This window comes from Pseudomonas sp. DSP3-2-3 (assembly GCF_049898225.1).
Classification (GTDB): domain Bacteria; phylum Pseudomonadota; class Gammaproteobacteria; order Pseudomonadales; family Pseudomonadaceae; genus Aquipseudomonas.
Genome location: NZ_JAFCXH010000009.1, coordinates 137,223 through 150,137, shown reverse-complemented (window position 1 = coordinate 150,137; position 12,915 = coordinate 137,223). Strand labels below are relative to the sequence as shown.

At 60.9% G+C, this 12,915-nt stretch carries 11 protein-coding genes; 7 read left to right on the top strand and 4 right to left on the bottom strand.

The genetic code is table 11. From position 1 onward, the window contains the following. The first annotated feature begins 188 nt into the window (after positions 1-188). Positions 189-1,064: an EamA family transporter RarD gene (gene rarD / locus ACP7E4_RS12980; RefSeq protein WP_426114168.1), complete on the top strand. Its 876-nt coding sequence runs from the start codon at positions 189-191 to the stop codon at positions 1,062-1,064. Positions 1,065-1,070: 6 nt separating this feature from the next. Here rarD and zapE read toward each other — a convergent pair whose 3' ends face one another. Continuing rightward, positions 1,071-2,189, bottom strand: a complete 1,119-nt coding sequence (gene zapE / locus ACP7E4_RS12975) for a cell division protein ZapE (RefSeq protein WP_426114166.1) — start codon at positions 2,187-2,189, stop codon at positions 1,071-1,073. Positions 2,190-2,360: 171 nt separating this feature from the next. Between zapE and ACP7E4_RS12970 the strand changes: the two genes are divergently transcribed. Then, on the top strand, positions 2,361-3,806 hold the full coding sequence (locus ACP7E4_RS12970; RefSeq protein ID WP_426114164.1) for a SulP family inorganic anion transporter: 1,446 nt from the start codon (positions 2,361-2,363) through the stop codon (positions 3,804-3,806). A gap of 48 nt (positions 3,807-3,854) precedes the next feature. Here the strand turns inward: ACP7E4_RS12970 and ACP7E4_RS12965 are convergent, their stop codons facing one another. The 3 genes from ACP7E4_RS12965 to ACP7E4_RS12955 are packed head-to-tail and all read right to left on the bottom strand — an operon-like array spanning position 3,855 to position 6,845. Beyond that, a complete protein-coding gene (locus ACP7E4_RS12965) occupies positions 3,855-4,175 on the bottom strand; it encodes an AtuA-related protein (protein WP_426114162.1) in 321 nt (106 codons plus the stop codon). Continuing rightward, a complete protein-coding gene (locus ACP7E4_RS12960; protein ID WP_426114288.1) occupies positions 4,172-5,536 on the bottom strand; it encodes an acyclic terpene utilization AtuA family protein in 1,365 nt (454 codons plus the stop codon). The genes ACP7E4_RS12965 and ACP7E4_RS12960 overlap by 4 nt, the downstream gene beginning before the upstream one ends. A 16-nt stretch (positions 5,537-5,552) precedes the next feature. Beyond that, the gene (locus ACP7E4_RS12955; RefSeq protein ID WP_426114160.1) at positions 5,553-6,845 is read right to left on the bottom strand and encodes a CitMHS family transporter; all 1,293 of its coding nucleotides are present in this window, start codon (positions 6,843-6,845) and stop codon (positions 5,553-5,555) included. 131 nt (positions 6,846-6,976) lie between these two features. Here ACP7E4_RS12955 and ACP7E4_RS12950 point away from each other — a divergent pair, with 131 nt between their 5' ends. The 5 genes from ACP7E4_RS12950 (at position 6,977) to efeB (ending at position 12,915) form a co-directional block, all read left to right on the top strand. Further along, the gene (locus ACP7E4_RS12950; RefSeq protein WP_426114158.1) at positions 6,977-7,855 is read left to right on the top strand and encodes a LysR family transcriptional regulator; all 879 of its coding nucleotides are present in this window, start codon (positions 6,977-6,979) and stop codon (positions 7,853-7,855) included. Positions 7,856-7,928: 73 nt separating this feature from the next. Further along, a complete protein-coding gene (ampC, locus tag ACP7E4_RS12945; RefSeq protein WP_426114156.1) occupies positions 7,929-9,083 on the top strand; it encodes a class C beta-lactamase in 1,155 nt (384 codons plus the stop codon). Positions 9,084-9,283: 200 nt separating this feature from the next. Beyond that, positions 9,284-10,147: an iron uptake transporter permease EfeU gene (efeU, locus tag ACP7E4_RS12940; protein WP_426114153.1), complete on the top strand. Its 864-nt coding sequence runs from the start codon at positions 9,284-9,286 to the stop codon at positions 10,145-10,147. 8 nt (positions 10,148-10,155) lie between these two features. Beyond that, positions 10,156-11,364 carry an iron uptake system protein EfeO gene (efeO, locus tag ACP7E4_RS12935; RefSeq protein ID WP_426114148.1) on the top strand — a complete coding sequence of 403 codons (1,209 nt, stop codon included), beginning with the start codon at positions 10,156-10,158 and terminating at the stop codon, positions 11,362-11,364. A gap of 237 nt (positions 11,365-11,601) precedes the next feature. Beyond that, positions 11,602-12,915, top strand: a complete 1,314-nt coding sequence (gene efeB, locus ACP7E4_RS12930) for an iron uptake transporter deferrochelatase/peroxidase subunit (protein ID WP_426114146.1) — start codon at positions 11,602-11,604, stop codon at positions 12,913-12,915.

The following is a 12,915-nucleotide window of genomic DNA, read 5'->3' as shown; positions in this document are numbered from 1 at the left end:
GCGAATCAGGCGCCTCGGTGGGCCGGATGCACCGCGTCATCGTTTTTCGCGAGCAAGCTCGGCTCCCACAGGTTCAGGTCTGTTGGAGATTCTTTGTTCGCGAGCAAGCTCGGCTCCAACGGTGGTTTCATCCTTCCGTTCCGCTAGACTGTGCGCCGCTGCGAATCAATAAAAACAAAGAGGTTGCTGTGTACAAAGGTGTAGTGCTGTCGGTATCAGCCTCGGTGTTGTTCGGGGTCATGTATTTTTATACCTCGCTGATGACGCCATTGAGCGGCGAGGAGATTTTCGGCTGGCGCATGTTGCTCACCGTCCCGTGCGTCACGCTGTTTCTGTTGTCGAGCGGCGACTGGCCACTGGTGCGCAAGATTGCCAGTCGTCTGCGGCAAAAGCCCGCGCTGCTGTTCGGCATGGCGGTTTCATCGCTGCTGCTGGGCGCGCAGTTGCTGGTGTTCATGTGGGCGCCGCTGCATGGCCGCAGTCTCGAAGTGTCGCTGGGCTACTTTCTGCTGCCGCTGACCATGATCATTACCGGACGCATCGTTTATGGCGAAAGGCTGTCACGCCTGCAAAAGATCGCCGCGTTTTGCGCGGTGATCGGCGTCGGCAACGAACTGTTGCGCCTGGGCAGCTTTTCCTGGGAAACCCTGTTGGTTGCCTTGGGTTACCCGATCTATTTCGTGCTGCGCCGCAAGCTGGCCATCGATAACCTCGGCGGGTTGTGGTTCGACATGACCTTGATGCTCCCGGTTGGCGTGTGGTTCATCGTCAGCGGCAATCCAGCCGCCATTCAGCAAGCACCGCAGCTTTATCTGTTGATTCCGTTACTGGGTGTGATCAGCGCATCGGCATTGGTGAGCTACATCGTTGCCAGCCGTCTGCTGCCGTTCAGCCTGTTCGGCCTGCTCAGTTACGTCGAACCGGTGCTGCTGGTGGGCGTTGCGCTGCTGCTCGGCGAAAGCATCAGTCGCGAGGAATGGATGACTTACCTGCCGATCTGGCTGGCAGTGCTGGTGCTGGTCTTCGAAGGCAGCAAGCACGTCCTGGTGCAGCGGCGGACCTGACCACGATCAGGCCGCGACGAAGCGTTCCAGTTGCATTTCCTGCAGGCGACTCAAGGTGCGGCGGAACGCGAAGGACAGATAACCTTCGGTGTACAGCTCGGCCATCGACACCTGCGCCTCGACATACAGCGGCACGCGCCGGTCATAACATTCGTCGACCAGCGCGATGAAGCGCCGCACGCCGTCGTCATGGGGCGACAACTGCGGCAATTCACGATCGCCCGCCGCGACCTGCTCCACGGCATCCTCGGTGCCACGCGCGATCCTGCCTTCGCGCTGGGGCGCGCTGAGGGCCGGGACTTCGTTGATCAGGATTGCTGAAAAGCGATCACACAGCTCGATGAAGTCCATGGCCGCCAGCGGCGTCTCGCACAGCTCGGCGTAGCGACACCACAGCACCGTTTCGCTGTTGCACACGCAGTTGATGGTGCGATGGCCCACCGGCACAAGATCGGTGGAGACCGTCTGACCAACGCTAAGCGCGTCGAAAATCCCGCCCAACGCACTCGGCCGACCCGGCTCGGTGATCCAGTAACGCTGATGCAACTGCCCCGGATGCAGGCGATGGTCTTCGCCGCCGTCCACCGTGAGCACATTCATATAGCGATTGATCGCGGCAATGGCCGGCAGGAAACGCTCACGGTTATGCCCGTTGATGTACAGCTGCTCGGGCGGCTGGTTGGAGGTGCAGACCAGCACCACGCCTTCTTCGAACATCACCTGCAACAGGCCGCCGAGAATCACCGCATCGCCGATGTCATTGACGAACAATTCGTCGAAGCACAGCACGCGCACGTCCCGCGCCAGCTCTTTGGCCAGCACGTGCAGCGGTTTGGCAGTGCCCATCAACTCGAACATGCGCTTGTGAACCCAGCGCATGAAGTGATGAAAATGCTGACGCCGGGCAGGCACCGTCAGGCTCTCGAAAAAGCGGTCCATCAGCCAGGTCTTGCCGCGCCCGACCGGCCCCCACAGATAAACGCCTTTGGCACTGCGCGGATTGTTGCCCAACGCCAGATAGCAAGCCTCCAGCTCGCGGGCGGCTTGCAGCTGCGCCTCGTCCGGCTGGAAACCACGCTGCTCGACCGCCTGTTGCCAGGCTTGCAAAGGGGACACACCAGTCATCAGAAACACCGCTCGCCAGGGTAAAGCCGGCAATCATAAAGCAGGAGCGAGCTCGCTCCCACAAAATGAACTGCCCTCCAACCCGCTGGCCGACCCACCTCACATTCCGTAACATCCCCCCTTTTTGCGCCGTTGGCGGCTGATCAGCACGCCATGCACTTCAGGTAAACCATGAAACCAGCTCGTATACGTGCCGATGTCCTGGCCGGACTCACCACTTCCTTCGCCCTGGTGCCGGAGTGCATCGCGTTTGCCCTCGTCGCCCATCTCAACCCGTTGATGGGCCTTTACGGTGCTTTCATCATCTGTACCCTGACCGCGCTGTTCGGTGGTCGGCCGGGGATGATTTCCGGTGCGGCCGGGTCGATGGCGGTGGTGATCATTGCGCTGGTGGTCCAGCATGGCGTGCAATATTTGCTGGCCACGGTGCTGCTGGGCGGCATGCTGATGGTGCTTTTCGGCCTGTTGCGTCTGGGCAAACTGATCCGTCTGGTGCCGTATCCGGTCATGCTCGGTTTCGTCAACGGCCTGGCGATTGTCATCGCGCTGGCGCAACTGGAGCATTTCAAGACCGGCGAAACCTGGCTCAGCGGGATGCCGCTGTACCTGATGGTCGGCCTGGTTGCGCTGACCATGGCCATCGTCTACCTGCTGCCGCGCCTGACCCGCGCCGTGCCGCCCGCGCTGGTGGCAATTCTGGGCGTCGGCTTGCTGGTTTACCTGCTTGACCTGCCGACTCGCACCCTGGGCGATATGGCGCACATCGCCGGTGGTCTGCCGAACCTGACCTTGCCGGAGGTGCCTTGGAACCTGGAAACGCTGCGCATCATCGCGCCCTACGCCGTCTTGATGGCGCTGGTCGGGCTGCTGGAAACCCTGCTGACCCTGAACCTCACCGATGAAATCACCGAGAGCGCCGGCCAGCCGGATCGGGAATGCATCGCGCTGGGCGTGGCAAACATCGCGTCCGGCGTGTGTGGCGGCATGGGCGGTTGCGCGATGATCGGGCAGACCGTCATCAACCTCAATTCCGGTGGACGAGGCCGTTTGTCCGGTGTAGTGGCCGGGGTGATGATCCTGATGTTCGTGCTGTTTCTCTCGCCGCTGATCGAAGAAATCCCACTGGCGGCGCTGGTCGGCGTGATGTTCGTGGTGTCCCAGCAAACCTTCGCCTGGGCCTCGTTGCGCATCCTGCACAAAGTCCCGGTCAACGATGTGCTGGCGATCATTGCCGTGACCATCGTGACGGTATTCACCGATCTCGCTACCGCAGTGCTGTTCGGGATTGTCATTGCCGCGATCAACTTTGCCTGGCAGCAAGCCCGCGAGTTGTACGCCGATACGCATCTGGAGCCGGACGGCAGCAAGCTATATAAGCTGCACGGCACGCTTTTCTTCGCCTCCACCACGCCTTTCCTGAACCAGTTCAATCCCGGTGACGATCCGCAGCTGGTAACGCTGGACTGCCGCCATCTGAGCTTCGTCGACTATTCAGCCATCGCCGCACTCAAGACCTTGCGCGAACGCTACAGCAAGGCCGGCAAGCATCTGCGCGTGGTGCACTTGTCTGATCGTTGCAAGCAATTGCTCAAGCGTGCCGGGGTGCAACACGGCTGAGCGAGTGAACAACTGCCCTGGTTTTGGTTGGAGTGTCGCAATACGCGATCAAACCTCAATATCCAGCAACGCCGCGCCCAATGCCTTGCCATGGGCGTCCAGCGCCAGGGAACGGGTGACGCCGCCGCGCAAGATGCCGGGCAGGACGAAATTCAGGGCGTGGACGTTGGGTAATTCGTAGCGCCGCACCGGGCCAGCCGTCGGATCAAGAAGTTCGGCAAAGTGGGCGGTTACTCGTTCGACGGTCAAGGCTTCTCGCAGGCGGGGAAAGTCTTCGGCGCGGTAGGCGATCACTGAAATGTTCGAGGTATCGCCTTTGTCGCCGGTTCGGGAATGAGCCAGTTCGCGCAGCTTGATCGGTTCGCTCATGGTGTTTGCTCCAGATGCACAGTCGGCGTAACGGCAGTGCGTGGCACAAACAACGACGCCACCGCCACCACCTGACGCAAGCCCTTGGTGGCCCCGCCGCCGCCATACGGGCCGTTGGTGTAAAGGGTTTCCACTTCATTGCCGACGCGCACGGCTTCGGCCTTGTCGGCGCAACGGGCCGCAACCCGCAGCCGGACTTCCCACGGCTCGCTGGTCACCCGCGAACCCAGTTCGCCGCCATGCAAGGCATCCACGCCAATCAGTTCGGCGCGCACCTCGTCATAAACCACGCCCATGAGTTTCAGGCGCTCCAGCACCACGTCCCGCGCCAACCGGGCCCGAGCCAATGCGCCGGGACCGCCGTAGGAGATCTGCCCTTCGCCGATCCAGCCATCGAGATAACCCACCGACACTTTCAAGGTTTCCGGTCGAGCGCGGCCACCAGCACCGCTGACCCGTACTTGATCCGGACCCGACGCGCAGAACGACACCCCGGAGAAATCCGCGCTGACGTCCGGCGTCAAATACGCCGCCGGATCGTGAACTTCGTAGATCAGCTGCTCGGTGCAGGTCGCGGTATCGATGCGCCCACCCGAACCTGCCACTTTGCTGATCACTGCCACACCTGAGGCGTCAACTTCAGCGAGGGGGAAGCCGAGGCGCGCCAGATCGGGCACGTCCTTGTAACCAGGATCGGCAAAATAGCCGCCGCTGATCTGTCCCGCGCATTCCAGTAAATGCCCGACCACTGTGCCGCGCCCCAACAAGGTCCAATCGTCCTCCGCCCAGCCAAACTCGAACAACTGCGGCGCAAGAAACAATGAAGGATCAGCGACCCGGCCGGTAATCACCACATCGGCATCGGCCCGCAATGCCTCGACGATGCCTTCAATGCCCATATAGGCGTTGGCGGAAATCAGCCGTTCGCCCAACGATCCAAGGGTCGCGCCGTTATCCAGCAATTGCTCGGGATTGGCCTGCAAGGCGGCCAGCACGTCGTCGCCGGTCAAGGCCGCAACTTTTAGACCGGACAAGCCTAGTTGGGCGGCGATACGCCGAACTTCCCGGGCCGCTGCCAACGGATTGGCCGCGCCCATGTTGGTGATGATCCGCAAACGACGACGCTGGCCGTCGGCACCGCGCCCGACAAAGGGCAGCACCCGGCGCATGCGTTCGCTGAGCAGCGGGTCATAGCCGGATTCGGGATTGCTCAGGCGCGCCTGCTGGGCCAGAGCGATGGTGCGCTCGGCCAGGCATTCGAAGATCAGGTAATCCAGCTCGCCATGCTCGGCCAGTTCGACAGCAGGCTCGATGCGGTCGCCGGAATACCCGGCGCCGGAGCCAATACGCAGGCTTTTCATTTCAGGATCATTCATATCAAAACACTCCCAGAAGCAACGCGGTCAGGGTCATCAACACCGAAGCCGCGAACAGGAAAGGGATAGTGAAACGCTGATGATCGGCCAGTTCGATCTTGCACAGGCCGACCAACAGGAACGTCGCCGGGGTCAGCGGGCTGACCGGGAAACCGGTGGTGTGTACGCCGAGCAGCGAGGCCTGGGCCACTTGCAGCGGATCGACGCCCAAGGCTTTGCCGACTTCGGCAATCACCGGCATCACGCCGAAATAAAACGAATCCGGGTCGAACAGCATGCTCAACGGCATGGACAGGAAGCCCACCACCATCGGGATCAGCTTGCCGTGCCCGGCGGGAATCTGCGCCACCGCCACTTCGGCCATGGCCTTGAGCATGCCGGTGCCTTGCATGATTCCGGTGAACACTCCGGCCGCCAGGAGAATACTGGCCATGGTCAAGGCAGTCTTGGCGTGGGCATCGATGCGCGCACGCTGAGCGTCGACGTTGGGATAGTTGATGCACAGCGCCAGCACCGTGCCGAGCATGAACATCACCACCGGATCGACAATCCCGGAAATCATCACGCCCATCACAGCGATGGTCAGCACCAGGTTCAGCCAGAACAAGCGTGGCCGACGCAAAATTTCTTCATGCTCGCTGAGCACCCGTTGTGGCACCACATCCACTGTGGCGCCAGCGCCGAGGCCCAGACGTTTTTCTTCACGACGACCCAGGAACCAGGCGCAGGTGAAGACAAATATCAGGCCAACGATCTGCACCGGAATCAGTGGCTGGAACAGATCCGCCACCGGCACGTGCAAGGCCGCCGAAGAGCGCAACACCGGGCCGGTCCAGGGCAAGAAATTCACCCCGGCGGCCATCGCCGTGACGCAGGCGAGAATCCGTTTATCCATGCCCAGCCGCATATATAAGGGCAGCATGGCCGGGATGGTCACCAGAAAGGTCACCGCTCCCGAGCCATCAAGGTGCACCAGTAGCGCCAACAGCGCGGTGCCCAGGACGATGCGTGTCGGCCGCGTCCCGACCGTGCGCAGGATGCGGTCGATGATCGGGTCGAGCATTCCGGCGTCGGTCATCACCCCGAAAAACAGAATCGCGAAGACGAACATGCCTACCACCGGCGCGACATTCTTGATGCCGGTGATAATGAAGGCGCTGGTTTGCAGGCCGAATCCACCGAGCAAGGCGGCGATGATCGGCAAGGCGATGAGTGCGACAAGGGGCGAAAGGCGTTTACTCATGACAGCGGCGAGTAAACAGAGAATGGTGATGACACCGAGGGTGGCGAGCATAGGGACTTCCTGTTCGTCATCCCTGACCACTGGCGCGGCGAGATGAGCTGTTGTTGTTTTCAACGAGTATTGAAAACACAGGTAAGCTTTGTAAATTGAAATGTTCAGCGCCCTGCATTCGGAAAAACAAAATGAAGAACTCCATTCAGCACATCCGCGCCTTCCTCGCCGTCGCCCACAGCGGCAGCTTCGCCAAGGCGGCGCTGGAGCTGAACCTGTCGCCTTCGGCGCTGACCGTGCAGGTCCAGCAACTTGAAGAATGGCTCGGCGTGACGTTACTGGAACGCAGCCCGCGCCACGTCAGCCTCACGGCGGCCGGGCAGAACAATCTGCGCCCCATGGAAAAACTGCTGCTGGATCTGGACAACATCGTCGCTGGCTCTCGGGATCTGGCGGCGTTGCGACGTGGCGTAGTGACCATTGCCGCCCTGCCCTCTATGTGTTCCGGCGCATTGCCTCCAGTGTTGCGCCAGTTTCGCGAGCAGTTTCCCGGCGTCGAAGTGCGCCTGCGGGACGTGGTGGCGCAGCGCATCGATGCGCTGGTCCGTGAGGGCGAAGTGGATTTTGGCCTCGGCGTCAAAGCCCGGATGAGTCATGGCCTGGACTTCCAGGTGGTGATGACCGATCGCCTGTGCCTGTTTGCGCCGCACGCGCATCCATTGGCCAGACACGCGTCGATCAAGCTCACGGCTCTGGCCGGCCTGCCGCTGATTCTTACCGGTCGGGACAGCAGCGTGCGCGAACGGGTTGAGCAGCTGTTTGCCGACGAGCATCTGGAACTGGTGCCGGGGCTGGAAGCCAATTACATGTCGACGGTTCTGGCACTGGTTCGCCAGGGGCTGGGCATGACCTTGCTGCCGGAATCAGCCGATGAAGGCCGTGGCGATCTGGTCCGGGTGCCGGTGGATCATCCGGGTGTCAGCCGGGAAATCGGCTTGATTACCCGCAGCAACCACAGCCTGAGCCCGGCAGCCCTGCGCTTCGTGGAAGTGATGGGAAATATTTTGTGATAGAAGGTTTATTGAGCCACCTTCGCCGCACTCAATAGGCTGCATGCTCCACAACTGAACCGAGGAAACCTGGATGTCCGCGATTTATCCTTCCTGCACCAAGCTGCTGTTTATAGCCAGCAGCCTGATGGTTGGCAGCCTGGCGATGGCCGCCGCCCCTTCCAGAATCGACATCGCGTTGACCGATGCAGCCCATGCCGTCATGCAGCAGTACAACATTCCGGGGCTCGCTATCGCGCTCACCGTAGATGGCCAACAGCACTTCTACAACTTTGGCGTGGCGTCGAAAGACACCCAGGCCAAGGTCAGCAGTGACACCTTGTTCGAGCTCGGCTCAATCAGCAAGACCCTCACCGCGACGCTGGCAACCTATGCGCAGGCCAACGGGCGGCTGTCCCTGAGCGATCATCCGGGAAAATATCTGCCACAACTCAGAGGCAGCGCGTTCGACCAAGTGACGTTGATGAATCTGGGCACACACACCGCTGGCGGCTTTCCATTGCAGGTGCCGGACGCGGTACAGAACACCGCACAGCTGATTGATTATTTGCAGGCATGGCAACCGCAATACCCGGCGGGTGACAAAAGAACCTACGCCAATCCGAGCATCGGCATGCTGGGAATGATCACCGCCAAGGCCATGGACATGCCGTTTGAACAGGCGATGGAGCAGCAGTTATTGCCCAGGCTGGGGCTCGGCAATACCTGGCTGACGGTGCCCGCGAGCAAAATGCCGTTGTATGCCCAGGGCTATGACAAACAGGATCAACCGATTCGTTTGCGAGGCGGTGTGCTCGGCGCCGAAGCCTACGGCATCAAATCCAGCGCCAGGGACATGCTGCACTTCGTCGAAGCGAATATGACGATGACGCCAATGGAGCCGACCATCAAACAGGCGCTGGCGCAAACGCACGCCGGTTATTTCAAAGTGGGCGCGATGACCCAGGCGCTGGTCTGGGAGCACTACGTTTACCCGGTATCGCTGGAGACATTGCTGGAAGGCAACGCCAACAAGATGGCTTATGAAACCCAACCGGTCACGGCGATCAACCCGCCAATCGCGCCCCTGCAAAACGCCTGGATCAACAAGACCGGTTCCACCAACGGCTTTGGCGGCTACGTCGCATTTGTGCCAGAGAAGAAGACCGGCATCGTGATCCTCGCCAACAAGAACTACCCCAATGCAGCGCGGGTGGAGTTGGCGTATGGGATTTTGAGCGGTTTGTAAGCCCAACGAATCTGCGTCCGAATCCCGCCTGGAACGTTGCCTGAACCCTTCCTGAACGAGAATGCGAAACCGATGGGAATCAAAAAAACAACTATACGCATTCAATAATGAGTATCATTATGTTACGCATTGTTTCAGACATCAGAGAATTTCTGATCCGCTGAAACGAATCAGCCTACAGCAAAAAACCCTGGTGAAACATGCTCGTTCCTTTTTTGATCATGCTGCGCGAAGGGATTGAAGCCGCGCTTATCGTTGGCATCATCGCCAGTTATCTGAGACAGACCGGTCGCGGGGAGTGGATGGCCGCTGTGTGGATCGGGGTTTTCCTCGCCGCAGCCCTGGCGCTGTTCGTCGGGGGTGGCCTGGAAATGGTCAGCGCCGAATTCCCGCAAAAACAACAGGAATTGTTCGAAGGTGTCGTCGGTCTTGTCGCCGTGGGCATCCTCAGTTCCATGGTGTTCTGGATGCGCAAGGTCGCCCGTTCGATCAAGCATTCATTGCACATGTCCCTGGATGCCGCCCTCGCCGGCTCGAAAAACCAGACCTACGCGTTGATCGCCATGGTGTTTTTCGCCGTGGCCCGTGAAGGTCTGGAAACCGTGTTCTTCCTGCTCGCCGTCTTCCAGCAAAGCGAAGGCCCCGGCGCACCGCTGGGTGCCCTGCTCGGCCTGATCATCGCAATCGGCGTGGGTTTCGCCATCTACAGCGGCAGCATGCGCCTGAACCTCAGTCTGTTTTTCCGCTGGACCGGGCTGTTCATCCTGGTGGTCGCCGCCGGGATTCTGGCCAACTCGGTACAGGCACTGCATGAAGCCGGAATCTGGAATCACCTGCAAACCGTGGTCTTCGACTTCAGCGCCACGCTGCCGATGGACGGCCCGACGGGTTCGGTTCTGGCCGGCATGTTCGGTTACCAGGATGCGCCAACCATCAGCACCCTCAGCGTGTATGTGCTTTACCTGGTCGTCGCGCTGGTGCTGTTCTTCATGCCCAGCGCCCCGGTGGTGAGTCTGCCCACCCGGCCCGCGCATCCGCACCCCTCTTCAGCTACGAACGAATAAGGGCACACATGTCGAATCGTCCCACAGGGCTTTCAGAGAAAGCCAAGCCTCCCCGCGCCTTGCGATTGGCCGTCGCCGGTTCCGTGGTCGTCATGATCGCGGCGGGCGGGCTGTTTTATTACGCCTCGCAGAACGCCATGAAAAAACGTGCGGCCAACACCCAGGCGGAAACCGTGGTCACCATTCACGCTCACGCTTGCGAGCCCAATGACCTCACCGTTGCGGCGGGCAAGAACGCCTTCCGCATCGTCAACCGCTCCGAGCGGGCCGTCGAATGGGAAATCCTTGATGGCGTGCTGGTGGTCGAAGAACGGGAAAACATCGCCCCCGGTTTGAGTCAGGTAATAAACGCCAATCTGCTGCCCGGCGACTACGCGATCACCTGCGGCTTGCTCAGCAATCCGCGCGGCACGCTGCACGTCACGCCGACTGCTGAATCCGACGCCAACGCCAAGGCTCGGCCATCCATGGTGGCGTTCATTGGTCCGCTGTCCGAATACCGCGTGTACCTGAGCATGCAAGGCTCCGCACTGATCAAGGCCGTGACGGCCTTGCAACAGGCTATTGAAGCTGGCGACCTGAGTGCCGCGCAAGCCGCCTACGCCCCGGCCCGCGCCGCTTACCAGCGCATTGCTCCGGCCGCGCAGCGTTTATCCGAGCTGGACAACGCGATCAATGCCCGCGCCGACTATTACGAAAAGCGCGAACAGGACCCGGGTTTCAGCGGCTTCCATCGCATCGAGTACGCGCTGTTTGACAAGAAATCCGTCGACGGCCTGGCCCCGATTGCGCAACGCCTGCAAGCCGACGTCACCACCCTCAAGCAGCAGTTGCTGGCGCAGAACATCGCGCCCGAGCAACTGGCGAGCATCATCACTCGCAACATGCGCAGTCTGGCCGAGATCCGCAGCAACGGCGAAGAAGAGCGCTACAGCCATCTGGACCTCAACGGCTTCGCCGCCAACCTGGAAGGTACGCGCAAGGTGGTCGACCTGATTCGTCCGCTGCTGGCGAAGAATTCCGGCGATCTGGTGCAGAAAATCGATAGCGCAGCGGCGGCACTGGACACTGAACTCAACGGCCTGAAAACCGACGGCGGTTATCGCCCGTACGATCAGGTCAAGGCCGAGCAGCGCAAGTTGATCGCCGCCAAAGCCAAGGCCTTGGCGGATGCGCTGGATGGGATTGATGGGGCGCTTGGGCTTTCGGGGCTTTGAGGCGCTAAGCCCAAGGCTTTACAACTTCTGTGGGGCCTTGGGGCTTAGCCCAAGGTTTCACGACATCTGTGGGACTTTGGGGCTTAGCCCAAGGTTTCACGACATCTGTGGGACCGGCTTTAGCCGGGAAGGGGCCGGTACATGCGCTGCATATTTCTCTTCCAACATACCGCTTTCCCGGCTAAAGCCGGTCCCACTTTTACGCCGATTTTGAGATAGCGAGCAAAGAAAACAGCCATGAACGACTCAGACAACAGCAACGCCCCACAATCCGCGCAACGTCGGCGCGTCCTGCTGGGTCTCGGCGCGGCGGGTGCGGCGCTGGCGGGCAGCAGCCTGAGCGGCAACGTCCTGGCGGCCGCACCGGCGCAAGTCACCGAAGCGCCGAAAAGCGAAAAGACCGAAGACCGCAACCAGTTTTTCGGCGCGCATCAGACCGGCATCGTCAACCCGCGCCCGGCCTCGGGCATGCTGGTGGCTTTCGACGTGCTGGCCGCCGACCGGGAAGACCTGGAGCGCCTGTTCCGTACGCTGAACGAACGCATCGCCTTCCTGATGACTGGCGGCCCGGTGCCTGAGGTGGATCCGAAATTTCCGCCGGTGGACTCCGGCATCCTCGGCCCGGTCGTCACGCCGGATAACCTGACCATTACGGTTTCGGTGGGCGAATCGCTGTTCGACGAGCGTTTCGGCCTGGAATCGGTCAAGCCCAAGCGCCTGAGCCGCATGGTCGGGTTCCCCAACGACGCACTGGAAGCCGACAGCTGCCATGGCGACCTGAGCATCCAGTTCTGCGCCAACAGCGCCGACAGCAATATTCACGCCCTGCGCGACATCGTGAAAAACCTGCCGGACCTGCTGCTGGTGCGCTGGAAACAGGAAGGCACCGTGCCGCCGCAAGCGCCGAAAAAGCCCGACCAGCCGCCGGAAAGCGCGCGTAACTTCCTCGGTTTCCGTGACGGTTCCGCCAACCCGGACTCCAACGACCAGAAGGCCATGAACGAGCTGGTCTGGGTCCAACCCGGCAGCGACGAACCGACCTGGGCCGCCAACGGCAGCTATCAGGCGGTGCGCATCATTCGCAACTTTGTTGAACGCTGGGACCGCACGCCGCTGCAGGAACAGGAAGCGATTTTCGGCCGGGTCAAAACCACTGGCGCGCCCATGGACGGCAAGGTCGAAACCGACGTGCCGAACTACGTTGCCGACCCGCACGGCAAGACGACCAAGCTCGATGCGCATATTCGTCTGGCCAATCCGCGTACCGCCGAAACCCAGCGCAACCTGATTCTGCGTCGCCCGTTCAACTACTCCAACGGCGTCAACAAGAACGGCCAGCTCGACATGGGCCTGCTGTTCATCTGTTACCAGTCCGATCTGGAAAAAGGCTTCATCACCGTGCAGACCCGCCTCAATGGCGAGCCGCTGGAGGAATACCTCAAGCCGGTCGGCGGCGGTTATTTCTTTACCCTGCCCGGCGTTGTCGACACTCAGGATTTCATCGGTCGCTCGCTGCTTCAGGCGTCGGCTACTGCGACTAAGACTGCGTGA